We start from the raw sequence: 24298 nt of genomic DNA on the forward strand, positions 1-24298 counted from the left end.
TTGGTGTTGGTGGCCCCCGCAAGGGGATGCCTGTCGGCCCCGGACCCGATCCGGGCAAAGGACAACGCCCTTCATTGCCGCCCCCGTGGTGGCGCCCGATTGAAGGAGATCAGCCGTGAGCAAACGCACGTCTGCCAAGTACAAGATCGACCGCCGGATGGGCGAAAACATCTGGGGTCGCCCGAAATCCCCCGTCAACCGCCGCGAATACGGCCCCGGCCAGCACGGCCAGCGCCGCAAGGGCAAGCTGTCGGATTTCGGCATCCAGCTGCGCGCCAAGCAGAAGCTCAAGGGCTATTACGGCGACCTGACCGAAAAACAGTTCCGCCGCATCTATGCCGAGGCCGAGCGGGTCCGCGGCGACACCGGTGAAATCCTCATCGGCCTGCTGGAACGCCGCCTCGACGCCGTCGTCTACCGTGCCAAGTTCGTGCCCACGATCTTTGCCGCCCGGCAATTCGTGAACCACGGCCACGTCCTGGTGAACGGTCAGCGCGTCAATATCCCCTCCTACCGCGTCAAGGAAGGCGACGTGATCGAGGTGCGCGAGAAATCCAAGCAGATGGCCGCGCTGCTCGAGGCCGTCCAACTGGCCGAGCGTGACGTGCCCGATTACATCGAGGCCGACCATTCCAAGATGACCGCGACCTTCGTGCGCACGCCGGGCCTGGCCGACGTGCCCTACCCGGTCATGATGGAACCGAACCTCGTCATCGAATTCTACGCGCAGAACTGAGGTTCTCGCGCCCCGACACGAAGCACGCGGCCCGTCCCTGTCCGGGGGCGGGCCGTTTCTATTACGTCTGTCCGCCCGCGCCGCTTGCCAGCGTGTCCCCCGCGCAGTACATCACACGACGCGCGCCGCTATGTGGGGAAGGGCGAGATGCCGGAGAAACCTGCCCTGGAACGCTCGTTCGAACGCGGGCTTTTCGCCTCGCGCTGGCTTATGGCGCCGATGTATCTGGGCCTTGTCGTGTCCCTGGGTCTGCTGACGATCGTGTTCCTGCGCGAACTGGCCTATTACGCGCCGCAGGTTCTGACCATGACCGCCGAAAAGGCGATCCTGGTGATCCTGACGCTGATCGACCTGACGCTGGCGGCGAACCTTCTTCTGATCGTGCTGTTCTCGGGCTACGAGAATTTCGTGTCGAAGCTTGATATCGGGGCGCATACCGACCGGCCCGACTGGATGGGGTCGGTGGACTTCTCGGGCCTCAAGATGAAGCTGATCGCCTCGATCGTGGCGATTTCGGCGATCCACCTTCTGAAACGCTTCATGGAGATCGGCCAGCAGGCCGCCGACGCTGTCTATGGCCGCGAGGAGCTGTTCTGGCTGGTGGTGATCCACATGGTCTTTGTCCTGTCGGGGGTTCTCATGGCGGCGATGGACTGGCTGTCGGCCCGCGCCAAGAAGGGCTAGGGGACGCCCCGCTTTTCCCACTGGCCTTGCCGGGACCGCTCGGTTAGGGATGCCCGCCAAGGAGAAACGACGCCGATGACCCTGATCACGCCGCAGCCCGGTATCCTCGAGATCGCGCCTTACGTGGGCGGCCAGTCCAAGATCGCGGGCATGACCGACGTGATCAAGCTGTCGTCGAACGAAAACCCGTTCGGCCCATCGGAACGCGCCAAGGCGGCCTTTGCGCGCACCGCCCATAGCCTGCACCGCTATCCCTCGACCGACCACGCGGACCTGCGCGCGGCCATCGGCGAGGTGCACGGGGTGGACCCGGCCCGGGTGATCTGCGGCGTCGGCTCGGACGAGATCATCACCTTTCTCTGCCAGGCCTATGCCGGCCCGGGCGACGAGGTGATCCATACCGAGCACGGCTTTTCGATGTACCGGATCTCTGCGCTGGCCGCGGGCGCCACGCCCGTCGAGGTGCCCGAGCGCGACCGTGTCGTCGATGTCGACGCGATCCTCGCGGCCTGCACGGACCGCACGCGCCTTGTCTTCATCGCGAACCCCGCCAACCCGACCGGCACCATGATCCCGGCCGAGGACGCGGCGCGGCTTGCCGGGGGCCTGCCGCCGCAGGCGATCCTGGTGCTGGACGGCGCCTATGCGGAATTCGTCGAGGGTTTCGACGGCGGCACCGCGCTGGTCGAGGCGCGCAGGAACGTCGTGATGACGCGGACGTTTTCCAAGATCTACGGGTTGGGGGGGCTGCGCATCGGCTGGGGCTATGGCCCGGCCGAGGTCATCGGGGTGCTGGACCGCATTCGCGGGCCGTTCAACCTGTCCACGACCCAGTTGGAAACCGCCGAGGCGGCGCTGCGCGATACCGACTATACCGACCGTTGCCGGGCCGAGAACGCGCGGATGCGGTCCTGGCTGGTCGAGGCGCTGAACGGGGCGGGCGTGCCGACCGACGAGTCCTTCGCGAATTTCGTGCTGGCGCGCTTTGCCGACCAGGCCGAGGCCGAGGCCTGCGACGCGTTCCTGAAATCGCAGGGCCTGATCGTGCGCCAGGTGGCGGGCTACAAGCTGCCCAATTGCCTGCGGATCACGGTGGGCGACGAACCGGCCTGCCGCCGGGTGGCGCATGCCGTCGCCCGGTTCCGCGAGGGCGCGCGGTGAGCGTGCTGTACGACCGCGTTGCGCTGATCGGGCTGGGCCTGATCGCGGGGTCGATGGCGCTGGCGATGCGCCGGGCGCAGCTTGCGGGGGAAATCGTCGGCACCGCGCGCTCGGCCGAGACGCGCGCCGTCGCCGCCGAGATCGGCCTGGTCGACCGCGTGGTCGACACCGCCGCCGAGGCCGTGCAAGGCGCCGACCTGGTGGTGCTGGCGGTGCCCGTGGGCGCGATGGGCGCGGTTGCCGCCGAGATCGCGCCGCACCTGAAACCCGGTGCGACCGTGAGCGACGTGGGCTCGGTCAAGCGCGCGGTGATCGACGCGGTCGGCCCGCATGTGCCCGAGGGTGTCCATTTCATCCCCGCCCATCCGCTGGCGGGGACCGAACATTCCGGGCCGCGCTCGGGTTTCGCCGAACTTTTCGACAATCGCTGGTGTCTTTTGGTCCCGGCCGAGGGCAGCGATCCCAAGGCAGTGGACCGGCTGCGCGCCTTGTGGGAAGCTATGGGCGCCTCGGTGGAGGAAATGGATGCCGATCACCACGATCTGGTCCTTGCCGTGACCAGCCACGTGCCGCACCTGATCGCCTACACGATGGTGGGCGTGGCCGATGATCTGCGCCGCGTGACCGACAGCGAGGTGATCAAGTATTCCGCGGCCGGTTTCCGCGATTTCACCCGCATCGCGGCATCCGACCCGACGATGTGGCGCGACGTGTTCCTGACCAACAAGGACGCGACGCTGGATATCCTGGGCCGGTTCACCGAGGAACTCTTTGCCCTGCAACGGGCGATCAGGACAGGGCAGGGCGACATTCTGTTCGATTATTTCACCCATACCCGCGCGATCCGCCGCGGCATCATCCAGGCCGGCCAGGACACCGACGCGCCCGATTTCGGCCGCGCGAAGAAAGCGAACTGATGCGCGCGCTTGCGGCGGGCGCGCTGGCGCTGGTGCTGATGGCGGGGCCGTTGGCCGCGCTGCCACTCGATACGTCGCCTCGTCCCGTTGCGCGCCCGGACGCGACGCGTCAGGCGGCCCCGGCGCCCGCGCCTGCCCTTGCGGCCTCGGTTGCGCCGCTCGACCGGTCTGCCCGTCCTGCGCCGCGCCCCGACCTTCCGATCCGCACCGCCGCTCTGTCCGCTTCAGGCGTGCGCAACCAGCCCTCGGCCATCCTGACCGGCAAGCGGGGGGCGATCTGCGGCGATCCCGGCATCCGGGGCGAGGCGATGGCGCCGATCCCGGGCCGGATCAACGGCTGTGGCGTCGAGCGTCCGGTCAAGGTGCTTGCCGTCGATGGCGTGCCGCTGACCCGGCCCGCGGTGATGGATTGCACCACCGCCCAGGCGCTCAAATCCTGGGTCGAGGATGGCGTTCGGCCCGCTGTTGGCCGGATGGGCGGGGGTGTCGCCTCGATCAAGGTTGTCGCCGATTACGCCTGCCGCACGCGCAACAACCGCGCCGGGGCGAAAATCTCGGAACATGGCCGGGGTCGGGCGGTGGATGTCGCGGCGATCAACCTCAAGAACGGCGCCTCGATCAGCGTGCTGGACGGCTGGCGCGATGCCCGGCAGGGCAAGGTTCTCCGCCGGCTGCACCAGGCCGCCTGCGGCCCCTTCGGCACGGTGCTGGGTCCCGATTCCGATCGCTATCACCAGGACCATTTCCACCTGGATACCGCGCGGTATCGCAGCGGCCCCTATTGCCGCTAGCCGATTGGCCGCCGCGACACTGGGCGGTGGCTAGCGGATCGTGAAATCTGGCGCGGGGGCGATGGGGACCGGGCCGAGCCAGGTTTGTCCCGCCGCAAACCGCAGCGCCACGTCCAGCGTTTCGGGCCGCCCGCTCAGCCCGGCCAGCAACTCCAGCGCGTCCTCGATCCGGTCGGCCAGCGCGGGCGGCACCCGCCCCGAGGCGCGCGCGATTCCGAGCATCTCGCGCCAGTTCGTCGCCCGCACGGTCAGTGCGCCCGTGGGCCGCCCTTCGCCATCCACGTCCAGATCGCCCGCCGCCTGCAATTCCAGGTCGCCCCATTTCGCATTCAGGTCGGTCAGTTCGATGCGGGTGACCTGCGGCCGCCGGTCCTCGATCGCATGGCGGTCCCAGGGGGCATCGAACCCCAGGATCGCGTCGATCCGCACATGATCGAACAGCGCGGGCAACACGCCCGCCCGGTCCAGCAGCGCCACCAGCCGCGCGGGCGGGCGCATCTGCTCGGCGGCAAAGGCGACGGCATGGGTGGTTTCGCGCCCCTCGACCGCGGCGGAATTCAGTTCGGCCCGGGCCATCGTCGCCTCCCAGCCCAGGCTGGAGGCCAGCGAAAACGCCTCCATAACGTAATCCGCTGCCGCCACCTCCAGCGCCGGCCCCGGGCGCAAGGCCAGCCGCCCCTCCATGCGCTGCGCGCCGATGGCGATCGTCTCGGCGGGTGTGGCCAGCGTCTGGGTCTGGGGCCAGGTCACGGTGACATGGTGCGGGCGATAAGCCGCGGCCTCGATGTGGAACGCGGGTGCCGACCAGGCCAGCCCGGTCCCCGGATCGGCCAGTTCCAGCCCGGTCAGCGTGGTTACGAACCGCGTGGGAAATCCGGCGACGTCCAACCCTGTGTAATCCGCCGCCCATCCCTCGGCCCGGCGGATTTCCATCCAGCGCGACAGCCCCGTTTCCAGCCCCCGCGCGGCCAACGCCCAGTAACTCGACCAAAGCGCCGCGGCCAGCACCGCCAGTGTCGCCAGGATCCGCATCGCGGGCGCCCCCTTTCGCATCCCCTCCATTTGCGGTTTACAGGGGCCGGGCAACAAGGACCAGAACGATGCGCGACGGGCTATGGGTGTTCGGCTACGGCTCGCTTCTGTGGAAGCCGGGCTTTCCGGTGGCCGAACGCCGGCTGGCGCGGCTGGACGGGTGGCACCGCAGTTTTTGCATGCGCTCGATCCACCACCGCGGCACCGAGACCGAGCCGGGCCTCGTGCTGGCGCTGGATGCCGCGCCGGGGGCCTGCTGTCACGGCGTTGTCCTGCGCGCCGAGCCGGGCACCGAGGACGCGACGCTGGCCTACCTGCGCGAGCGTGAACTGATCTCGTCGGCCTATTTCGAGACCGAACTCGACGTGGTCTTCGAAGATGGCAGCGACGGGCTCACCTCGGTCGCCTACGTGATCGACCCCGACCATGTGCAGTATTGCGGTGGGCTGCCTTTGGAAGACCAGGCGCAGATCATCGCCCGCGCCCGCGGCGGCATGGGGCCGAACGACGAATACCTTTTCAACACCGTCGATCACCTCGCCGAACTTGGCATCGTGGATGCCGACCTTGCCTGGCTGGCCGACCGCGTGCGGGCGCTCAAGAGCTAATGATTGTTGTTCGGGCGGGGCCCATGCCCTAGACTTGGGGGCGACGTCAACGGGGCGGGGCGCTTTCCATGGCCATGACCGAGCGCGAGGCCGAGCCGCAGTTCTCACGACCGCTGCGCCAGATCTTCCTGATGCTTCTGTCCATCGGGCTGTTCTCGGCGGGGGCCTATCTAGCCTATCCGCAGGTGGCGCCGGTCTTCCTGGCGAACCCCTACCTGAATGGCGCGATCCTTCTGGTTTTCGTGGTTGGCGTGCTGGCCTGTTTCCTGCAGGTGATCCAGCTGATCTCGTCGGTGCAGTGGATCGAGGATTTCGCCGCCGGGCGGGCGGGGCATGAACTCACCCGCGCGCCGCGGCTGCTGGCCCCGCTGGCCGCCCTGTTGCGCAAGCGCCGGGGCAAGCGGATGCAGATCGGCGCCTCCTCGGCCCGGTCGATCCTCGATTCCGTCGCGACCCGCATCGAAGAGGCGCGGGATATCACGCGCTACATTGTCAACCTTCTGATCTTCCTCGGGCTTCTGGGCACGTTCTACGGGTTGGCCACGACCGTGCCCGCGGTAGTCGAGACGATCCGCTCGCTCGCCCCGCAAGAGGGCGAGGGCAGCGTCGAAGTGTTCGGCCGGCTGATGACCGGGCTCGAGGCACAGCTGGGCGGCATGGGCACGGCCTTCGCCTCGTCGCTTCTGGGGCTGGCGGGCTCGCTGGTGGTGGGCTTGCTGGAACTCTTCGCCGGGCACGGCCAGAACCGGTTCTACCGCGAACTCGAGGAATGGCTGTCGACCATCACCCGGCTGGGATTCTCGTCCGGTGACGGCGAAAGCGAGGCCGGTGCCGAAACCGGCCTGCTTGCAGCCACGCTGGACCAGTTGGCCGAGCAGATGGAGGCGATGCACGCGCTGTTCTCTCGCGCCGACGAGGGGCGGCAGGCGCTCGAGGCCCGCGTCGGGTCGCTGGCCGATGCGGTGGAATCGCTGGGCGTCGCGCTGGAGGGGCAGCTCGGCCACAGCCAGGAGGTGACCGCCGCGCTGGCCCGGGTGGCCGATGGCCAGGAACGTGCGGCCACGGCGATCGAGGCGCGCATGGGCGAAGAGGGTGCGATGGCCGATGCCGAGGCGCGGATGCGCCTGCGGTCCATCGACGTGCAACTGTTGCGCATTCTCGAAGAGATATCGTCGGGCCGGCAGGAAACCGTGACCGACCTGCGCGGCGACCTGGCCGCGATCGGCCGCGCCCTGTCGCGGCTGTCGGCCGAGGACGAGCGGTGGAGCTGAGCCCATGGCCCTGACCCGGCGCAGCGGCAACCGCTTTCAGGCGTCGATCTGGCCCGGCTTCGTCGACGCGATGACCGCCCTTTTGCTGGTGCTGATGTTCGTCCTGTCGATCTTCATGATCGTGCAGGAAATGCTGCGCGAAACGATCACCGGACAGGAAAGCGAGCTGTCGCAACTGGGCGCGGAACTGGCCGCCCTGTCGGACGCGCTGGGCATGGAACAGCGCCGCGCCGAGGGTCTGGAAGAAGAGATCGGCATCCTGACCAGTTCGCTGGCTTCGGCCCGGAGTGAGGCCGAGGAACGCGAGGCGTTGATCGCCTCGCTGCGCGGCCGGGTCGACGCCCAGGCCGCCGACCTGGCGGCCGCGCGCGCCTCGATCACCGATTTCGAGGCACAGGTGGCCCGGCTGTTGTCGGAACGCGACGCCGCCCAGGAGCGGGGCGCGGCGTTGGCCGGGGAGGTCGCCGCGCTGCAAGCCGAGCGCGCCGAATTGATGACCGAACAGGAACGGCTTTCCTTGGCGCTGGCCGCCACGCGCGACGAGGTCGACGCCCAGGCCGAGGCCGCGCGGCTGGCCGCGGCCCGGCGCGAGGCGCTGGAGGCGCTGATCGCCGATCTGCGCACCGAACAGGCCGAGAGCGAAGCGGCGCGCGCCGCGCTCGCGGGCGAGGTCGAGACGCTGCAGTCCGACCTGTCCGAGGAAGAGGCCGCGCGGCTGGCCGAGGCCGCGGCGGCCCAGGCGTTGCGCGACCGGCTGAAGGGAGCCGAGGACGAGCTGACCGCCATGACCCTGTCCTTAGAGCAGGAGCGCGCCCGCGCCGAGGAAACCCTGACCCTGCTGGCCGCCGCCGAGGCCGCCCGCGATGCCGCCACGGCGGAGGCCGCCGAGACCCTGAGCGAGGCCGACCGGCGCGCGGCCCTTCTGGCCCAGGCGAACACGGCGCTGGCCGAGCAAGAGGCGGCTTCGGCCGAAAGCCAGCGCAAGGTCGCGTTGCTGAATCGCCAGCTTGCCGCGCTGCGGGCCGAGCTTGGGGATTTGCAGGGCCTTCTCGAAGAGTCCGAAGCGCGCGATGCCGCCGCCCAGGTGCAGATCGAGGCGCTGGGAACCCGGTTGAACGCGGCGCTGGCGCGCGCCGCCGCCGAACAGCGCGCGCGCGCGGAACTGGAAGAGGCCGAGCGTCAGCGCCTGGAGGAAGAGGCGCGGCGACTGGCCGAGGAAAAGAAGAACCTCGAGAATTACCGGTCGGAATTCTTTGGCGAGTTGCGTCGGCTCTTGGCCGGGCGCGAGGGCGTTCGGATCGTCGGCGACCGGTTCGTGTTCTCGTCCGAGGTACTGTTCGAACCCGCCCGCGCGCGGCTTTCGCCCGATGGCGAGGCGCAGATCGCGAACGTGGTCGCCATCCTGCGCGATGTGGCCGACCAGATCCCGGCGGATATCGACTGGATCCTGCGGGTCGACGGGCATACCGACGACGTGCCGCTGGCCGAAGGCGCCGAGTTCGCCGACAACTGGGAACTCAGCCAGGCACGCGCGCTGTCGGTGGTGCGCTTCATGGTGGACGACTTGGGGTTCCCGCCCGACCGGCTGGCTGCGGCGGGCTTTGGCGAGTACCAGCCCGTAGCCGCAGGCGACAGTGCCGAAGCCCGCGCGCAGAACCGGCGGATCGAGTTGAAACTGACCGAGCGCTAGAACACGTTTTGCCGGCCGGCATAGGGCGGGGGGGCTTGCCAGAGCGTGCGTTTCTGCCGTCCGTCGCAGGTGACGGGATCGTCCGGGGCGAAGGGATCGACAACAGCGCCGCGGCGGCGCAGTTCGAAACCCAGAAGCGGCCGGTCCGCGCCACCGCTTGCGCCGACCAGGCCCAGCCGCGTGCCCTTGGCGACGCGCAGGCCCAGGCGAACCGCCACGCTGTCCCGGGCGAGGTGGCAATACCGGGTCAGCCATCCCGCACCGTGGTCGATCACCACGCCGTTCCCGCACTCGGCCGGCCGGCCGGGCATGGCGTCCGGCAGGCCGTCGCGCAGCGCGATGACGGTGCCGGGCGCCGGGGCGATCACCGCGGTGCCCGGGGGCGCGGTGAACTCGGTGCGGGTCTGCCCGTCGCGGCTGAGCGGGCCGCAGGTGTAATCGGCCGCGCCCGGGCCCGGGTCGCGGTCGACATAGGCGGCGATCGTGCAATCATGCCCCGGCCAGCAATCAATCGGCAGCGCCAAACGAATGTCCCCCGCGGCCGGGTGGGCCGCGAGGGACAGGACCAGGGCCGCGCTGGCGCGGTGGATCACTCCGCCGTCAGAAGCGGCGGCTTCTTCGAGCCAAGCCGGCGCTTCTCGGGCTCTTCGATCTGCAGGTCGATCTCGCCATCCTTGACGCCGACCTTGACCACGCCGCCCTTGGAAAGCTTGCCGAACAGCAGTTCCTCGGCCAGCGGCTTCTTGATGTTTTCCTGGATCACCCGGCCCAGCGGGCGCGCGCCCATCTTGTCGTCATAGCCCTTGTCGGCCAGCCATTCGGCCGCGGGCTTGCTCAGCTCGATGGTGACGTTGCGATCCATCAGCTGCGCTTCGAGTTGCAGGACGAACTTCTCGACGACCTGCATGATGACCTCCTTGCCGAGCGGCGCGAAGGAAATCACCGCGTCCAGCCGGTTGCGGAACTCGGGCGTGAAGGTCCGCTCGATCGCGGCGGTATCCTCGCCCTCGCGCCGGTCGCGACCGAAACCGATGGCGGCCTTGGCCTGTTCGGTGGCGCCCGCGTTCGAGGTCATGATCAGCACCACGTTCCGGAAATCCACCTGCCGGCCGTTGTGGTCGGTCAGCTTGCCGTGGTCCATCACCTGCAACAGGATGTTGAACACGTCCGGGTGCGCCTTCTCGATCTCGTCGAGCAGCAGCACGCAATGCGGGTTCTGGTCCACGCCGTCGGTCAGCAGACCGCCCTGGTCGAACCCGACATAGCCCGGGGGCGCGCCGATCAGGCGGGACACCGCGTGCTTCTCCATGTATTCCGACATGTCGAAGCGCAGCAGTTCGACGCCCAGCGTGCTGGCCAGTTGCTTGGCGACCTCGGTCTTGCCGACGCCGGTGGGCCCGGCGAACAGATAGTTGCCGATGGGTTTCTCGGGCTCGCGCAGGCCGGCGCGGGCCAGCTTGATCGACGACGACAGCGCCTCGATCGCCTTGTCCTGACCGAACACCACGCGCTTGAGCGTGCTTTCCAGGTCCTGCAGAACCCTGGCATCGTCCTTGCTGACGTTTTTCGGCGGGATGCGAGCGATCTTGGCCACCACGGCCTCGATCTCCTTGGTGCCGATGGTCTTGCGCCGCTTGGATTCCGCGACCAGGTGCTGTGCCGCGCCGGCCTCGTCGATCACGTCGATCGCCTTGTCGGGCAGCTTGCGGTCATGGATATAGCGTGCGGACAGTTCCACCGCCGTCTTGATCGCGTCCGAGGTGTATTTCACATCGTGATGTTCCTCGAAATAGGGCTTGAGGCCCTTGAGGATCTTGATCGCGTCCTCGACCGAGGGCTCGTTCACGTCGATCTTCTGGAACCGGCGGGACAGCGCGCGGTCCTTCTCGAAATGCTGGCGGAACTCCTTGTAGGTGGTCGATCCCATGCAGCGCAGCTTGCCGCCCTGAAGCGCGGGCTTCAGCAGGTTCGAGGCATCCATCGCCCCGCCGCTGGTCGCCCCGGCGCCGATCACGGTGTGGATCTCGTCGATGAACAGGATCGCGTCGGGGTGGTCCTCCAGTTCGGTGACCACCGCCTTCAGACGTTCCTCGAAATCGCCGCGATAGCGGGTGCCGGCCAGCAGCGCGCCCATGTCCAGCGAGTAGATCGTGGAATTGGCCAGAACCTCGGGCGTTTCGCCCGAGATGATCTTGCGCGCCAGGCCCTCGGCGATGGCGGTCTTGCCGACGCCGGGATCGCCCACCAGCAGGGGGTTGTTCTTGCGCCGCCGGCACAGCACCTGGATGCAGCGCTCGACCTCGTGCTCGCGGCCGATCAGCGGGTCGACATCGCCCTTGCGGGCCTTGGCGTTCAGGTCGACGCAGTATTTCGCCAGCGCGGATTCACGGGAATCGCCGCTTTCGGCCTGGCCGCCGGGCTGGGCCTCTTCCTCGAACTCGCTGGCACCGGTGATCGGGCGATGTTCGCCGAAGGACGGATCCTTGGCCACGCCGTGGGCGATGAAATTCACCGCGTCATAGCGCGTCATGTCCTGTTCCTGCAGGAAATAGGCCGCGTTCGATTCCCGTTCCGCGAAGATCGCCACCAGCACGTTGGCGCCCGTCACCTCGGTGCGGCCCGAGCTTTGGACGTGGATCGCGGCGCGCTGGATCACCCGCTGGAACGCCGCGGTCGGCACTGCCTCGGATCCTTCGATATCGGTGACGAGGGTCGAAAGCTCGTCCTCGATGAATTCGGTCAGCGTCTTGCGCAGCTCTTCGAGATCGACCGAGCACGCCTTCATCACCTTGGCGGCGTCCGGCTCGTCGATCAGCGCAAGGAGCAGATGCTCCAGCGTGGCCAGTTCATGCCGTCGGGCATTGGCCAACGCGAGCGCGGCGTGGATGGCTTGCTCGAGTGTGTTCGAAAACGAAGGCACGAGACGTGCTCCTTTCTTCCTGTGGCCGACGGGTGGCAAAACCCTGTCTCAACCTTGGCCTCTCAGGATTAAGTTTTGGTGTTTGCGGGCGCGCTTCAAGTTTTTTCTGTTCAAATCTTGACCGCTGTCATGGAAACGCCTTGTTTTTCGGCGTTCTTCCCGATTTCAGAAACGGTCCTTGCGCGCGCGGACCTCGGCGAAAACGTCGGCATCGGGCGCGCCTTCCATGCCGACGCCCCGTTTCACGGCGTCCTGCCCGGCGCGCAGGAACGGGTTCGTCGCCAGTTCCTCGGACAGCCGCGAGGGGACCGTGGGCCGGCCCTCGGCGCGCAGCACGGCCACCTCGGCGACCCGGGCCCGCAGCGCGGCGTTCTCGGGCTCGATCGTCAGGGCAAAGCGGCCGTTGGCGGCGGTGTATTCATGGCCCGAACAGACCAGCGTTTCGGGGGGCAGGGCGGCCAGCTTCGACAGGCTGGCCCACATCATTTCGGGCGTGCCTTCGAACACCCGCCCGCACCCCAGCGCCATCAGGCTGTCGGCGGTGAACACCACGCCGCTGTCGGGAAAGTGATAGGCGATGTGGCCGACGGTGTGACCGGAAACGTCCAGCACCCGCCCCGTCGCGGCCCCGATCGAGATGCTGTCGCCATCGCCCAGGGCCAGGTCCAGCGGTGGCAGCCGGTGGGCGTCGGCCGCGGCCCCGACGACGCGGGCACCATGGGCGTCGCGCAGCGCCTCGACCCCGCCGACATGGTCCTGGTGGTGATGGGTGATCAATATGTCGCTCAGCCGCCAGCCCCGTTCCGCCAGCGCCGCTTCGACCGGCGCGGCCTCGGGCACGTCGACGACCGCGGTCGCCCCCGTCGCCGGGTCATGGGCGAGATAGGCGTAATTGTCGCTGAGGCAGGGGATGGTGACGATCTCCAGGGGCATGGCAATCTGGCTCCGCATGGTTATCTTGGGGTCCGTAACCCTGGCCCGAAGGCAGCGCGCGCCGCAATGCACCTGGACGTCCTGGACCTGAGGAATTTCTACTACCGCACCAATCTGGGGCGCGTGGCGCAGCGGGCAATACGCGACCAGGTTGTGGATATCTGGCCCGAGGCCAAGGGCCAGACGGTGGCGGGGTTCGGCTTTGCGGTGCCGTTGATGCGGCCCTTCACGCTGGATGCGCGCCGGGTGATCGCGCTGATGCCCGGCCAGCAGGGAGTGATGCCTTGGCCCGCCGGGCAGGACAACGTCTCGGTGCTGTGCGAGGAAACCGCCTGGCCGCTGCCCGACGGTTTCGTCGACAAGCTGATCGTGCTGCACGGGCTGGAAACGTCCGAGAACCCGGCGGCCGTGCTGGAAGAGGCCGCGCGCGTTCTGGGCCCCGGGGGGCGCGCGCTGTTCATCGTTCCGAACCGCTCGGGGCTCTGGGCGCGGCGCGACGGCACCCCGTTCGGCTTTGGCCGGCCCTATTCCAACGGCCAGCTCGAATCGCAACTGCGCCACCATGGCTTCGAACCCGAGGGCCACCGCGCCGCGCTGTTCGCGCCCCCCAGCGCGCGGCGATTCTGGCTGAGAACGGCGCCGATGTGGGAAAATACCGGGCGTCGCATCTCTGCCTATTATGCGGGCGGCGTGCTGATCGTCGAGGCGACCAAGCGCGTCTACCGGCCGTCCGGGCTGGCGGTGAAAGACGCGGTGCCGCGCCCTCTGCGCATTCTCGAAGGCTTGCCCAAGCCCGGGGCCGAACCCGCCTGAGCCCGGCAAACAAGGGCTTTCGCGCCCCCTGTGCCATGCCGCCGCGCAACCGTTCCGTGTGGCCGATTTCGCTTGCCAAACCGGGGCTGCGGCGCGACCGTGGATCAGCGACACAATAAGCCGCTCTAGGCGGTTGCGAGGTTCCGCGGCCTCTGCTACACCCACGCCGATTTCGGAGCGTGCCCGTCCGGGTGCGCCGCTTGATCTGCCCCTGACCCGCGTCCCGCGGCGCTTACGGGGGCCATAGATATCGGAAGGGTTGACGTGTCCGAACCAGCCTCGATTTCGTCCGGCATCGCCGCGCGATACGCCACCGCTCTGTTCGAGATCGCCAAGGAAGCCAATGCCGTCGCGGCCCTCGAGGCCGATGTCGACACCGTCGACGCCGCGCTGCAGGGAAGTGCCGATTTCCGCGATCTCGTCGCCTCGCCGCTCTACTCGCGCGAGGCGCAGTCGAACGCGATCGCGGCGCTTGCGCCGAAAATGCAGATCGGCGCGATGACGGCGAACACGATGCGGCTGATGGCCTCCAAGCGGCGGCTGTTCGCGCTGCCGCAGCTGATCGCCCAGCTGCGCGCGCTGATCGCCGAGCACAAGGGCGAGATCAGTGCCGAAGTCGTGTCGGCCAAGCCCTTGTCGGACGCACAGAAAGCCAAGCTTGCCGCCGCGCTCAAGGCCAATGCCGGCAAGGACGTGAAATTGAATGCCACCGTCGATGAAAGCCTCATCGGCGGACTCGTCGTCAAACTGGGCTCGAAGATGATCGACACCTCGATCCGCGCGCGGCTCAATGCACTCCAGAACACCATGAAAGAGGTCGGATAAATGGGTATCCAAGCAGCTGAGATCTCTGCGATCCTCAAGGAGCAGATCAAGAACTTCGGCCAGGAGGCAGAGGTTGCAGAGGTGGGCCGCGTGTTGTCGGTCGGCGACGGGATTGCCCGGGTTCACGGCCTCGACAACTGCCAGGCCGGCGAGATGGTCGAATTCCCCGGCGGTGTCCGCGGCATGGCGCTGAACCTCGAGGTCGACAACGTCGGTATCGTGATCTTCGGCTCGGACCGGGACATCAAGGAAGGCGATGTCGTCAAGCGCACCAACGCCATCGTGGACGTGCCGGTCGGTGACGGCATGCTGGGCCGCGTGGTCGACGCACTTGGCAACCCGATCGACGGCAAGGGCCCGATCGAGGCCGCCGAACGCCGCGTGGCCGACGTCAAGGCGCCGGGCATCATTCCCCGCAAATCGGTGCATGAACCGATGGCGACCGGCCTGAAATCGGTGGACGCCATGATCCCAATCGGCCGTGGTCAGCGGGAACTGATCATCGGCGACCGCCAGACCGGCAAGACCGCCGTGGCGCTCGACACGATCCTGAACCAGAAATCCTACAACGAGGCCGCGGGCGATGACGAGTCGAAGAAGCTTTACTGCGTCTACGTCGCTGTCGGGCAAAAACGCTCGACCGTCGCCCAGCTGGTGAAGAAGCTGGAAGAAACCGGCGCGATGGCCTACTCGATCGTCGTGGCCGCGACCGCGTCCGACCCCGCGCCGATGCAGTATCTCGCCCCCTACACCGCGACCGCGATGGGCGAATATTTCCGCGACAACGGCCGTCACGCGCTGATGATCTATGACGACCTGTCGAAACAGGCCGTCGCCTATCGCCAGATGTCGCTGCTGCTGCGCCGCCCGCCGGGGCGCGAAGCCTACCCGGGCGACGTGTTCTACCTGCACTCCCGCCTGCTGGAACGTTCGGCCAAGCTGAACGAGGATCACGGCTCGGGCTCGCTGACGGCGCTGCCGATCATCGAAACCCAGGCGGGCGACGTGTCGGCCTACATCCCGACCAACGTGATCTCGATCACCGACGGCCAGATCTTCCTGGAAACGGACCTGTTCTACCAGGGCATCCGCCCCGCCGTGAACACCGGTCTGTCGGTGTCGCGGGTGGGCTCGTCGGCCCAGACCAAGGCGATGTCCTCGGTTGCCGGCCCGGTCAAGCTGTCGCTGGCCCAGTACCGCGAGATGGCGGCCTTCGCCCAGTTCGGTTCGGACCTCGACGCCTCGACCCAGCGCCTGCTGAACCGCGGCGCGCGCCTGACCGAACTGATGAAACAGCCGCAGTACTCGCCGCTGACCAACGCGGAAATCGTCTGCGTCATCTTCGCGGGCACCAACGGCTATCTCGACAAGATCGCGGTCAAGGATGTCGGCCGCTTCGAGGCGGACCTGCTGACCTTCCTGCGCAACAAGCACCGCGAGCTTCTCGACGACATCACCAACAACGATCGCAAGGTGAAGGGCGAGCTGGAAGACAAGATCAAGGCCGCGCTCGACGAATTCGCCAAGAACTTCGCCTGAGCCAGGTCAGGATCGGATAGATGCCCAGCCTCAAGGATCTCAAGAACCGGATCGGAAGCGTCAAGAACACGCGGAAGATCACGAAGGCCATGCAGATGGTCGCGGCGGCCAAGCTTCGCCGCGCCCAGGAGGCCGCGGAGAACGCGCGCCCCTATGCCGCGCAGATGGAAAAGGTGATGGCGGGGCTTGCGGCCTCGTCCACCGGCGCCGCCAACGCGCCCCGGCTGCTGGTCGGTACGGGCAAGCAGGACGTGCACCTTCTGGTCGTGATGACCGCCGAACGTGGCCTGTGCGGTGCCTTCAACTCGTCGATCGTGCGCCTCGCCCGTTCGAAGATCACCGCGCTGCAGGGGCAGGGCAAGACAGTCAAGATCCTGACCGTCGGCCGCAAGGGCCGCGAGCAGCTCAAGCGGGAATTTGGCGACCTGTTCGTCGGCCATGTCGACCTGTCCGAGGTCAAGCGCATCGGCTATGCCAACGCGCGCGAGATCGCCCAGGGCATCATCGGCCGCTTCGATGCGGGGGAATTCGACGTCGCGACGATCTTTTTCAGCCGGTTCAAGTCGGTGATCAGCCAGGAGCCGACGGCCCAGCAGATCATCCCGGCCGAATTCGACGCGCCCGAGGAAACCTCGACGGTCTACACCTACGAGCCGACCGAGGGCGAGATCACGGCCGAGCTGCTGCCGCGCGGCGTGGCCACCCAGATCTTCACCGCGCTCCTTGAAAACGGCGCCTCGGAGCAGGGCGCGCGGATGTCCGCCATGGACAACGCGACCCGCAACGCCGGCGACATGATCGACAGGCTGACCATCGAGTACAACCGCTCGCGTCAGGCCGCGATCACCAAGGAACTCATCGAAATCATTTCGGGCGCCGAGGCGCTCTAGACGAACCGGAGAAACGCAATGGCCAATCCCACAGGCAAAGTCACCCAGGTGATCGGCGCCGTCGTCGACGTGCAGTTCGACGGCCACCTGCCCGCGATCCTGAACGCGCTCGAAACCGAAAACAACGGCAAGCGTCTGGTCCTCGAGGTTGCCCAGCACCTTGGCGAGAACACCGTTCGCACCATCGCGATGGACGCCACCGAAGGCCTGGTGCGCGGCGCGCCCGTGTCCGACACCGGCGGCCCGATCTCGGTGCCCGTGGGCGACGCCACGCTGGGCCGCATCCTGAACGTGATCGGCGAGCCGATCGACGAGAAGGGCCCCGTCGAAGCCAACGAAAAACGCGCCATCCACCAGGAAGCCCCCGAATTCGCCGAACAGGCGACGTCGTCGGAAATCCTCGTGACCGGCATCAAGGTCATCGACCTGCTGGCGCCCTATTCCAAGGGCGGCAAGGTCGGCCTGTTCGGCGGCGCCGGCGTGGGCAAGACCGTTCTGATCATGGAACTGATCAACAACATCGCCAAGGTGCACTCGGGCTATTCCGTGTTCGCCGGCGTTGGGGAACGGACCCGCGAGGGCAACGACCTTTACCACGAGATGATGGAATCCGAGGTCATCAAGATCGACAACCTGTCGGAATCCAAGGTGGCGCTGGTCTACGGCCAGATGAACGAACCGCCGGGGGCCCGTGCCCGCGTCGCGCTGACCGGCCTGACGCTGGCCGAGCAGTTCCGCGACCAGTCCGGCACCGACGTGCTGTTCTTCGTCGACAACATCTTCCGCTTCACCCAGGCGGGTTCCGAGGTGTCGGCGCTTCTGGGCCGCATCCCCTCGGCGGTGGGCTACCAGCCGACGCTGGCCACCGACATGGGCGCGCTGCAGGAACGCATCACCTCGACCAAGGCCGGCTCGATCACCTCGGTGCAGGCGATCTACGTGCCCGCGGACGACCTTACCGACCCGGCGCCCGCCACCTCGTTCGCCCACCTCGACGCCACCACCGTGCTGTCGCGCGCGATCTCGGAACTCGGCATCTACCCGGCCGTGGACCCGCTCGACTCGACCTCGCGGATCCTCGATCCGTCGATCGTCGGTGAAGAGCACTACCAGGTGGCCCGCGACGTCCAGGGTATCCTTCAGCGCTACAAGTCGTTGCAGGACATCATCGCGATCCTCGGCATGGACGAACTGTCCGAAGAGGACAAGCTGACCGTGTCGCGCGCCCGCAAGATCCAGCGCTTCCTGTCGCAGCCCTTCGACGTGGCCAAGGTGTTCACCGGTTCGGACGGCATCCAGGTGCCGCTTGAAAAGACCATCGCGTCCTTCAAGGCCGTGGTCGCCGGCGAATACGATCACCTGCCCGAGGCCGCCTTCTACATGGTCGGCGACATCGAGGAAGTGAAAGCCAAGGCCGAGAAGATGGCGGCCGAAGCGGCCTGATGACGGCGTAGGCGCCGGGCGGCACCCGTCCGGCGTCGGTTTCCCAAGGAGGCAAAATGGCCGATACGATGCAATTCGACCTTGTGGCGCCGGAACGCCGCGTGGCCTCGGAAAAGGCGACGCAGGTGGTGATCCCGGGCTTCGAGGGCGACCTCACCGCGATGCCCCAGCATACCCCGATGATCACCACGCTGCGCCCCGGTGTGCTCGAGGTGTTAACCGAGAAGGGCAGCCAGAAATACATCGTCACCGGCGGTTTCGCCGAGATCACCGCCGACAGCGCCACGGTTCTGGCCGAACGCTCGCACCCGGTCGAGGAAGTGACGCGCGAGATGATCAACGAGATGGTTGCCGAGGCCCGCGCCGCCCACAAGGAGGCGCATCCCGATGTCGTCGACGCCTCGGCCAAGATGTTGGCCGACATGGTGGCGATGGGCACCCATATGGGCTTTGAACCCCAGGGCTGAGCGGCCCGCCATTCAGCTGTTTCAAAGGCCCCGCCGCGCGCGGGGCCTTTGCCGTTCCGCGGGGCGAAAGCCGTCGGTCTTTGCATCCTGTTAACCGTGCCGGGTTACGCAGGAGCGGGCTGGAATGAACGGGCGAAACCGACGCCCCGGAGCGATGAAGAAGATCGAAAGCAGACTGCTGGGGATCGACCAGGGCAGCGTGGTGTTGTTCTCGGATTTCGAGACCGACGGTGTGATGTGGACCGGCACCGGCCCGCGCGAGGTTCGGCGCACCATCCGCTTTGCCGAGGCGTTCCGCGGCCTGCCCGCGGTGACGGTCGGAATCACGATGTGGGACCTCGACCAGAAGACCAACCAGCGCGCCGATATCTCGGCAGAGACCATCACCCCCGAAGGGTTCGACCTGGTGTTCCGCACCTGGGCCGACACGCGCGTGGCCCGCATTCGCGCCGACTGGATGGCGCTGGGCCCGGCGCGCGACCCGGAGGAATGGGACCTGTACTAGGGGCGGGTGTCGCCTTGGCGTGGCCAGGGCGACGGGCCTTTCCCCGCCCGTATCCCTAGCGCGCGTTCGGGGCGTAAAGCCCCTCGTAGATCGGGGCCAGCGTTTCATGCTCGAACAGGGAGGAAACCGAGGTGCCCTGCCAGATGTTCATGATCGCCTGCGCGAACAGGGGTGCGGTGGGGACGATGCGGATGTTCGGACAGGCCGCGACGGGCTCGGTCGGCTGGATCGAGTCGGTCACCACCACCGATTTCAGCTTCGACCCGCTGATCCGTTCGACCGCCGGGCCGGAAAAGACGCCGTGGCTGATATAGGCGTGCACCTCTTCGGCGCCGCCTTCGATCAGCTTGTCGGCCGCCTTGCACAGGGTGCCGGCGGTGTCGCAAAGGTCGTCGACGATAAAGCAGATCTGGCCCTCGACCTCGCCGATCACGGTCATCTCGGCGACTTCGCCGGGGCGCGAGCGGCGCTTGTCGACGATGGCCAGCCCCGCGCCGATCCGCTGGGCCAGTTCGCGGGCGCGCGCCACGCCGCCCACGTCGGGCGAGACCACGGTGATCTTTTCGCCCAACCCGTTGAATTCATGCGCGATGTCGAGCGCGAAGATCGGCGAGGCATAAAGGTTGTCCACGGGGATGTCGAAAAAGCCCTGGATCTGTGCGGCGTGCAGGTCCATCGTCAGCACCCGCTCGATCCCCGCCTCGGTCAGCAGGTTGGCCACCAGCTTCGCGGAAATCGGCGTGCGGGCCTTGGTGCGGCGGTCCTGGCGGGCATAGCCGAAATAGGGGATCACGGCGGTGATGCGCGCCGCGCTGGACCGGCGCAGCGCATCCGACATGATCATCAATTCCATCAGGTTGTCGTTCGCCGGGTTCGATGTCGGCTGGATGATGAACATGTCCTCGCCGCGGACGTTCTCGTAGACCTCGACGAAGATTTCGGCATCGTTGAAGCGTTCGACGCGGGCGTCCACCAGGCTGACATTGACGCCTCGGTGCATCGACATCCGCCGGGCGATGGCAGAGGCGAGGGGGCGGTTCGCATTGCCCGAGATCAGTTTGGGTTCGTGGATATTGTGCATGGGGTGGGTCCTCGGGCGCAGGATTCGTGACGGTCGCGTGACGTTGACAGCGCTTATCACCCGGTTACGGTCTTGAAAACCTAGCGGATGGGAGAGGCGTCAGGATGGCCCATATCGATTATTTCTTTACCGTGATTTCGCCGTTCTCCTATCTCGCGGGCACACGGCTGGAGGAGATCGCGGCGCGGCATGGGGCGGGGATCACCTACAAGCCGGTGGATGTGATGGCGCTGTTCGCGCGCACGGGCGGGGTGCCGCCGTTCGAACGGCCAGAGGGGCGGCAGGCCTATCGGCTGCAGGAAATCCGCCGGCAGGCGGCGAAGCGGGGAATGCCTATCACCCTGAAACCACGGCATTTTCCGACGAACGCGGCGCCGGCGGCCTATGCGATCATCGCCGCCCAACAGGCCGGGGGCGGCGACCTGGGCGGGTTGGTGCACGGGCTGATGCGGGCCTGCTGGGCCGAGGAGAAGGACGTGGCCGAAGATGCGGTGATCCGCGACTGCCTGGCCGCCGCCGGGTTCGATTCCGCCTTGGCGGACAAGGGGTTGCTGGCAGGGGCCGAGACCTATGCGAAGAACCTGGAGGAGGCGGCCGCGCGCGGGGTGTTCGGCGCGCCGTTCTATATCACGGATGGCGATGAACGGTTCTGGGGGCAGGACCGGCTGGAGGACCTGGACCTGCACCTGGCGGGCGAGCTGTAGGCCGAAAAGGCCCGGAATCGGCGATATGATTTCCATATGAATCGCATATGAATTCCATATGACTCTTGTATGAGGTTTCGGGCGGGCGACCGCGCCGCCGCGCGAACGAAAACGCCCCGGCGCGGGGCGCCGGGGCGGGGAAACCTGCGGGGCGGAACGGGTCAGCCGGGGACGTGCACCGGGTCGGGTTCGGGGCCGCCGTCGATCAGCGCGAGGAAGGCGTCGACCTCGTCATCGGTGGTGCACCAGGAACAGACCAGCCGGGCGGACAAGGGCACGTCGCCCGCACCCTCCAAAGACTGGTCCATCGGCCAGAGGTAGTATTGCGCGCCGGCCTTTTGCGCGCGGCGGTGGCCTTCGCGCGGCCAGGCGGCGAAGACGGCATTTGCCTGGGTAGGGTGCAGCAGAGAGGCGCCGGGGATCGCGGCCAGCCCGGCCGACAACCGCGCGGCGGCGGCGTTGGCGCGTTCGGCCAGCTTCAGCCACAGGTCGTCGTCGAGATAGGCCGCCATCTGCGCGGTCAGGTAGCGGTGCTTGGAAAACAGGTGGCCGCCGCGCTTGCGCCGCAGCTCGAATTCCCAGGCGCGGGCGGGGTCGAACAGCACCACCGCCTCGACCCCCATCAGCCCGTTCTTGGTGCCGCCGAAGGTCAGCACGTCGACCCCGGCCTTCCACGTCATCTCGGCCGGCGTGCAGCCGGCGGCGACCACCGCATTGGCAAAGCGCGCGCCGTCCATGTGCACGGGCAGGCCCGCGGCACGGGCCACGGCGGCGATCGCGGCGACCTCGGCGGGGGAATAGACCGCGCCCGCCTCGGTCGCGTTGGTGATCGAGACCGCGCCGCGCTGCACGTTGTGCACGCCCGCCCGCGCGGTAAAGCCGATGGCGCGGTCCAGCGCGGCAGGGTCGATCTTGGCATCCGCCCCGTCCAGCAGCGTCAGCTTGGCCCCGCCGGTATAGAATTCGGGCGCGCCGCATTCGTCCTCTTCGACATGGGCGTTGCGGTGGCAATAGACGGTGGCCCAGGGCGGGCAGAGGCAGGCCAGCGCCAGCGCGTTCGCCGCGGTGCCGGTGGCGACAAGGTAGACCTCGGCCTCGGGCGCCTCGAAGGTGGCGCGGATGGTGTCGCGCAGGTCGGTCGTGGCCACGTCGTTGCCATAGGGCATGGCGTAGCCGTGGTTGGCCTCGATCAGCGCCTCAAGGACCTGAGGGGGCACGGGCGAGGTGTTGTCCGAGGCGAAATGCATGGGCCTATAGCTCCTCTTCGATGACGTGGTCTTCCCACTCTTCGACGGGAATATCGAATTCGGGCAATGTCCATCCCCTTACCGAGACGCCCGCCCGGTGCACGGTTTCGGGATCGCCCGAGACCAGCGGGTGCCAGTCGAACAGCGGCTTGCCCTCCCACAGCCGACGATAGGCGCAGGTGGCGGGCATCCAATAGGCGATCTCGGCGATGTTCGAGGGTTTGAGGACGACGCATTCGGGCACGATGGATTTGCGCACCTCGTAATTGGCGCAGCGGCAGGTGTCGTCGTCCAGCAGGCGGCAGGCGATGCGGGTGAACACCACCTCGCCGGTATCGGCATCCTCCAGCTTGTTCAAACAGCACTTGCCGCAGCCGTCGCAGAGCGCCTCCCACTCCTTGGGGGTCATCTTTTTCAGGGGCACGCGTTCCCAGAAACGGGGGCGCAGGCCGGTGCGGTCGATCGGGTCCTTCATCGCCCTAGGGCCGCCAGGGCAGGGGCGGTTCGTTCGCCAGGATTTCGCGGGCGCGGGCGCAGTCGCGGTCGATCTGGGCGACCAGCTCGTTCAGGCTGTCGTATTTCGCCTCGTCGCGCAGGAATTCCACCAGCGCGACCGACAGGTGCGTGCCGTAGAGATCGCCCTTGAAGTCGAACAGGAAGCTTTCGCAATTGGGCACGTTTTCCCCGAACATCGGGCGGACCCCGATCGAGGCGGCGCCGTCATAGGTGCCCTTGTGCGGGCCCGACAGCACGTCGACGCGCACGGCATAGACGCCGAAGCGGGGGCGGTGCAGGTTGTGGATCGACATGTTCGCCGTCGGATAGCCCAGCGCGTGGCCGCGCGAATCGCCGTGCAGCACCGCGCCCTCGATCCGGTGCCAGTGGCCCAGCATGGCGGCGGCGTCGCGCGGGCGGCCATCGGTCAGCGCGTCGCGAATGGCGGTCGAGGAGACCGCGCCGCCCTCGTTGGACAACAATTCCACCGCCGTCACGCCAAAGCCCAGCTCGTCGCCGAAGCGTTTGAGGTCGGCTACGTTGCCCTTGCGCCCCTTGCCGAAGCAGAAATCCTGCCCGACGACGACATGGGCGAGGCCAAGGCCTTCGTGCAGGACCTCGCGGGCGAAGGCCTCGGGCGAGAGGGCGGCCAGTTTCGCGTCGAAGGGCAACTCGTACAGGTGGTCGATCTGCAGCTTGGCCAGCCGGTTCGACCGGGCCTCGGCGTTCATCAGGCGGAAGGGGGGCGCGTCGGGGGCGAAGTGCTGGCGCGGGTGGGGTTCGAAGGTCAACACGCCCAGCGGCACGCCGTGGGCGGTGGCTTGTTTCCGGGCGATCTCGATCACCGTGCGGTGACCCAGGTGCACGCCGTCGAAATTGCCGATCGCGGCAACCGCGCCCCGTTCGCCATGGGGGGCGCCGGCCCATGTGGTGAAGGTCTGCATCGGCCCCCGATTGCACCGGGGACCGGGCGGCGTCAATCGAATTTCTTGGTCGGCGCCAGCACGGTGGCCTCGCCCTTGAGCACCGGCTTGCCGTCGACCAGGCAGCGGGTGTCGAGCCGGACCCGGCGCTTGCCATAGTCGATTTCCATCACCTCGACCTCGGCCAGGACGACATCGCCGGGGCGGACGGGGGCGAGGAATTTCAGGCTTTGGCCCAGGTAGATCGTGCCGTGGCCGGGCAGCTGTTCGCCGATCACCGCCGAGATCAGGCCGGCGGTCAGCATCCCGTGGGCGATGCGGCCCTCGAAGATGGTGTCCATGGCGTAATCGTCGTCCAGGTGGACGGGGTTGCGGTCGGTCGAGACCTCGGCGAACAGTTCGATGTCGCGGTCGGTCACCTCCTTGCGGAGATGGCGGACCATGCCGACCTCGAGGTCTTCGATACAGATCGTTCCGAGTGGCATGTTGTCGAGCATTCCCCGGCTCCCGGACCGTGATGTTGCAGCGCAGCATAGCGAAGCGCGCCCCAGCCTGCAACGGGGAAGAGTAATATATTGTTACGCCCGGCGCGAATGTCGCAACTTTCTTGCGTGCCGCACTGG

Annotated in this window: 25 protein-coding genes; 16 read left to right on the plus strand and 9 right to left on the minus strand. The window is 67.5% G+C overall.

Annotated features, from left to right (window positions below; translation table 11 throughout):
• Positions 1-115: 115 nt before the first annotated feature.
• The 5 genes from rpsD to EV662_RS17330 all read left to right on the plus strand — a co-directional run bounded on the left by rpsD (position 116) and on the right by EV662_RS17330 (position 4289).
• Positions 116-736, plus strand: a complete 621-nt coding sequence (gene rpsD, locus EV662_RS17310) for a 30S ribosomal protein S4 (RefSeq protein ID WP_132465424.1) — start codon at positions 116-118, stop codon at positions 734-736.
• Positions 737-883: 147 nt separating this feature from the next.
• Entirely contained in the window at positions 884-1420 is a 537-nt protein-coding gene (locus tag EV662_RS17315; protein ID WP_132465427.1) for a TIGR00645 family protein, read from the plus strand.
• 75 nt (positions 1421-1495) lie between these two features.
• On the plus strand, positions 1496-2581 hold the full coding sequence (gene hisC, locus EV662_RS17320) for a histidinol-phosphate transaminase (protein WP_132465429.1): 1086 nt from the start codon (positions 1496-1498) through the stop codon (positions 2579-2581).
• The gene (locus EV662_RS17325) at positions 2578-3498 is read left to right on the plus strand and encodes a prephenate/arogenate dehydrogenase family protein (protein ID WP_132465432.1); all 921 of its coding nucleotides are present in this window, start codon (positions 2578-2580) and stop codon (positions 3496-3498) included. The genes hisC and EV662_RS17325 overlap by 4 nt, the downstream gene beginning before the upstream one ends.
• Entirely contained in the window at positions 3498-4289 is a 792-nt protein-coding gene (locus EV662_RS17330) for an extensin-like domain-containing protein (RefSeq protein ID WP_132465435.1), read from the plus strand. Before EV662_RS17325 ends, EV662_RS17330 begins: the two co-directional genes overlap by 1 nt.
• Before the next feature lie 30 nt (positions 4290-4319).
• Here EV662_RS17330 and EV662_RS17335 read toward each other — a convergent pair whose 3' ends face one another.
• Positions 4320-5321 carry a DUF2125 domain-containing protein gene (locus tag EV662_RS17335; protein WP_165915645.1) on the minus strand — a complete coding sequence of 334 codons (1002 nt, stop codon included), beginning with the start codon at positions 5319-5321 and terminating at the stop codon, positions 4320-4322.
• A 68-nt stretch (positions 5322-5389) separates the two neighbouring features.
• On the opposite strand from EV662_RS17335, the gene EV662_RS17340 reads away from it, so the two are divergent.
• The 3 genes from EV662_RS17340 (at position 5390) to EV662_RS17350 (ending at position 8890) form a co-directional block, all read left to right on the plus strand.
• Positions 5390-5929 carry a gamma-glutamylcyclotransferase gene (locus tag EV662_RS17340; protein ID WP_132465441.1) on the plus strand — a complete coding sequence of 180 codons (540 nt, stop codon included), beginning with the start codon at positions 5390-5392 and terminating at the stop codon, positions 5927-5929.
• 68 nt (positions 5930-5997) lie between these two features.
• The gene (locus EV662_RS17345) at positions 5998-7200 is read left to right on the plus strand and encodes a biopolymer transporter ExbB (RefSeq protein WP_132465444.1); all 1203 of its coding nucleotides are present in this window, start codon (positions 5998-6000) and stop codon (positions 7198-7200) included.
• Between the two features lie 4 nt (positions 7201-7204).
• Complete coding sequence (locus tag EV662_RS17350; protein WP_132465447.1) at positions 7205-8890, plus strand: peptidoglycan -binding protein; 1686 nt, start codon at positions 7205-7207, stop codon at positions 8888-8890.
• On the opposite strand, the gene EV662_RS17355 is transcribed toward EV662_RS17350, so the two are convergent.
• The 3 genes from EV662_RS17355 to gloB form a co-directional block, all read right to left on the minus strand.
• On the minus strand, positions 8887-9414 hold the full coding sequence (locus EV662_RS17355; RefSeq protein WP_165915646.1) for a M23 family metallopeptidase: 528 nt from the start codon (positions 9412-9414) through the stop codon (positions 8887-8889). The genes EV662_RS17350 and EV662_RS17355 overlap by 4 nt on opposite strands.
• A 65-nt stretch (positions 9415-9479) precedes the next feature.
• On the minus strand, positions 9480-11810 hold the full coding sequence (clpA, locus tag EV662_RS17360) for an ATP-dependent Clp protease ATP-binding subunit ClpA (RefSeq protein WP_132465452.1): 2331 nt from the start codon (positions 11808-11810) through the stop codon (positions 9480-9482).
• Positions 11811-11975: 165 nt separating this feature from the next.
• On the minus strand, positions 11976-12743 hold the full coding sequence (gene gloB / locus EV662_RS17365; protein WP_132465455.1) for a hydroxyacylglutathione hydrolase: 768 nt from the start codon (positions 12741-12743) through the stop codon (positions 11976-11978).
• 66 nt (positions 12744-12809) lie between these two features.
• On the opposite strand from gloB, the gene EV662_RS17370 reads away from it, so the two are divergent.
• From EV662_RS17370 to EV662_RS17400, 7 genes are all read left to right on the plus strand, one after another.
• On the plus strand, positions 12810-13556 hold the full coding sequence (locus EV662_RS17370; RefSeq protein ID WP_132465458.1) for a class I SAM-dependent methyltransferase: 747 nt from the start codon (positions 12810-12812) through the stop codon (positions 13554-13556).
• Between the two features lie 264 nt (positions 13557-13820).
• Positions 13821-14381 (plus strand): F0F1 ATP synthase subunit delta, encoded by a 561-nt coding sequence (locus EV662_RS17375; protein WP_132465461.1) that lies wholly within the window; start codon positions 13821-13823, stop codon positions 14379-14381.
• Entirely contained in the window at positions 14382-15920 is a 1539-nt protein-coding gene (gene atpA / locus EV662_RS17380; protein ID WP_132465464.1) for a F0F1 ATP synthase subunit alpha, read from the plus strand. It abuts the gene before it with no gap.
• A 20-nt stretch (positions 15921-15940) separates the two neighbouring features.
• Entirely contained in the window at positions 15941-16810 is an 870-nt protein-coding gene (locus EV662_RS17385) for a F0F1 ATP synthase subunit gamma (protein ID WP_132465466.1), read from the plus strand.
• An 18-nt stretch (positions 16811-16828) separates the two neighbouring features.
• Positions 16829-18253, plus strand: a complete 1425-nt coding sequence (gene atpD / locus EV662_RS17390; RefSeq protein WP_132465469.1) for a F0F1 ATP synthase subunit beta — start codon at positions 16829-16831, stop codon at positions 18251-18253.
• 56 nt (positions 18254-18309) lie between these two features.
• A complete protein-coding gene (locus tag EV662_RS17395) occupies positions 18310-18720 on the plus strand; it encodes a F0F1 ATP synthase subunit epsilon (protein WP_132465472.1) in 411 nt (136 codons plus the stop codon).
• A 154-nt stretch (positions 18721-18874) separates the two neighbouring features.
• A complete protein-coding gene (locus EV662_RS17400; RefSeq protein ID WP_132465475.1) occupies positions 18875-19225 on the plus strand; it encodes an H-type lectin domain-containing protein in 351 nt (116 codons plus the stop codon).
• Positions 19226-19280: 55 nt separating this feature from the next.
• On the opposite strand, the gene EV662_RS17405 is transcribed toward EV662_RS17400, so the two are convergent.
• Complete coding sequence (locus EV662_RS17405; RefSeq protein WP_132465478.1) at positions 19281-20306, minus strand: ribose-phosphate pyrophosphokinase; 1026 nt, start codon at positions 20304-20306, stop codon at positions 19281-19283.
• Between the two features lie 104 nt (positions 20307-20410).
• Between EV662_RS17405 and EV662_RS17410 the strand changes: the two genes are divergently transcribed.
• Entirely contained in the window at positions 20411-21010 is a 600-nt protein-coding gene (locus tag EV662_RS17410; RefSeq protein ID WP_132465480.1) for a 2-hydroxychromene-2-carboxylate isomerase, read from the plus strand.
• Between the two features lie 161 nt (positions 21011-21171).
• Here EV662_RS17410 and EV662_RS17415 read toward each other — a convergent pair whose 3' ends face one another.
• The 4 genes from EV662_RS17415 to EV662_RS17430 are packed head-to-tail and all read right to left on the minus strand — an operon-like array spanning position 21172 to position 24172.
• Positions 21172-22257 (minus strand): threonine aldolase family protein, encoded by a 1086-nt coding sequence (locus tag EV662_RS17415; protein ID WP_132465483.1) that lies wholly within the window; start codon positions 22255-22257, stop codon positions 21172-21174.
• 4 nt (positions 22258-22261) lie between these two features.
• A complete protein-coding gene (locus EV662_RS17420) occupies positions 22262-22732 on the minus strand; it encodes a YcgN family cysteine cluster protein (protein ID WP_132465486.1) in 471 nt (156 codons plus the stop codon).
• A 4-nt stretch (positions 22733-22736) separates the two neighbouring features.
• A complete protein-coding gene (locus EV662_RS17425) occupies positions 22737-23696 on the minus strand; it encodes a bifunctional riboflavin kinase/FAD synthetase (RefSeq protein WP_132465489.1) in 960 nt (319 codons plus the stop codon).
• Positions 23697-23728: 32 nt separating this feature from the next.
• A complete protein-coding gene (locus tag EV662_RS17430; protein WP_132465491.1) occupies positions 23729-24172 on the minus strand; it encodes a MaoC family dehydratase in 444 nt (147 codons plus the stop codon).
• Positions 24173-24298 lie beyond the last annotated feature (126 nt).

The sequence above is a fragment of the Rhodovulum marinum genome (assembly GCF_004343075.1).
GTDB classification, from domain to species: Bacteria; Pseudomonadota; Alphaproteobacteria; order Rhodobacterales; family Rhodobacteraceae; genus Rhodovulum; species Rhodovulum marinum.

Coding starts and splice junctions, on each gene's coding strand:
- EV662_RS17345 (WP_132465444.1), top strand. CDS start 5,998: ATGGCCATGACCGAGCGCGAGGCCGAGCCGCAGTTCTCACGACCGCTG.
- EV662_RS17400 (WP_132465475.1), top strand. CDS start 18,875: ATGAAGAAGATCGAAAGCAGACTGCTGGGGATCGACCAGGGCAGCGTG.
- atpA (WP_132465464.1), top strand. CDS start 14,382: ATGGGTATCCAAGCAGCTGAGATCTCTGCGATCCTCAAGGAGCAGATC.
- hisC (WP_132465429.1), top strand. CDS start 1,496: ATGACCCTGATCACGCCGCAGCCCGGTATCCTCGAGATCGCGCCTTAC.
- EV662_RS17350 (WP_132465447.1), top strand. CDS start 7,205: ATGGCCCTGACCCGGCGCAGCGGCAACCGCTTTCAGGCGTCGATCTGG.
- EV662_RS17405 (WP_132465478.1), bottom strand. CDS start 20,306: ATGCACAATATCCACGAACCCAAACTGATCTCGGGCAATGCGAACCGC.
- EV662_RS17340 (WP_132465441.1), top strand. CDS start 5,390: ATGCGCGACGGGCTATGGGTGTTCGGCTACGGCTCGCTTCTGTGGAAG.
- EV662_RS17415 (WP_132465483.1), bottom strand. CDS start 22,257: ATGCATTTCGCCTCGGACAACACCTCGCCCGTGCCCCCTCAGGTCCTT.
- EV662_RS17335 (WP_165915645.1), bottom strand. CDS start 5,321: ATGCGGATCCTGGCGACACTGGCGGTGCTGGCCGCGGCGCTTTGGTCG.
- EV662_RS17425 (WP_132465489.1), bottom strand. CDS start 23,696: ATGCAGACCTTCACCACATGGGCCGGCGCCCCCCATGGCGAACGGGGC.
- atpD (WP_132465469.1), top strand. CDS start 16,829: ATGGCCAATCCCACAGGCAAAGTCACCCAGGTGATCGGCGCCGTCGTC.
- EV662_RS17385 (WP_132465466.1), top strand. CDS start 15,941: ATGCCCAGCCTCAAGGATCTCAAGAACCGGATCGGAAGCGTCAAGAAC.
- EV662_RS17395 (WP_132465472.1), top strand. CDS start 18,310: ATGGCCGATACGATGCAATTCGACCTTGTGGCGCCGGAACGCCGCGTG.
- EV662_RS17330 (WP_132465435.1), top strand. CDS start 3,498: ATGCGCGCGCTTGCGGCGGGCGCGCTGGCGCTGGTGCTGATGGCGGGG.
- EV662_RS17370 (WP_132465458.1), top strand. CDS start 12,810: ATGCACCTGGACGTCCTGGACCTGAGGAATTTCTACTACCGCACCAAT.
- EV662_RS17430 (WP_132465491.1), bottom strand. CDS start 24,172: ATGCTCGACAACATGCCACTCGGAACGATCTGTATCGAAGACCTCGAG.
- EV662_RS17410 (WP_132465480.1), top strand. CDS start 20,411: ATGGCCCATATCGATTATTTCTTTACCGTGATTTCGCCGTTCTCCTAT.
- EV662_RS17315 (WP_132465427.1), top strand. CDS start 884: ATGCCGGAGAAACCTGCCCTGGAACGCTCGTTCGAACGCGGGCTTTTC.
- EV662_RS17420 (WP_132465486.1), bottom strand. CDS start 22,732: ATGAAGGACCCGATCGACCGCACCGGCCTGCGCCCCCGTTTCTGGGAA.
- gloB (WP_132465455.1), bottom strand. CDS start 12,743: ATGCCCCTGGAGATCGTCACCATCCCCTGCCTCAGCGACAATTACGCC.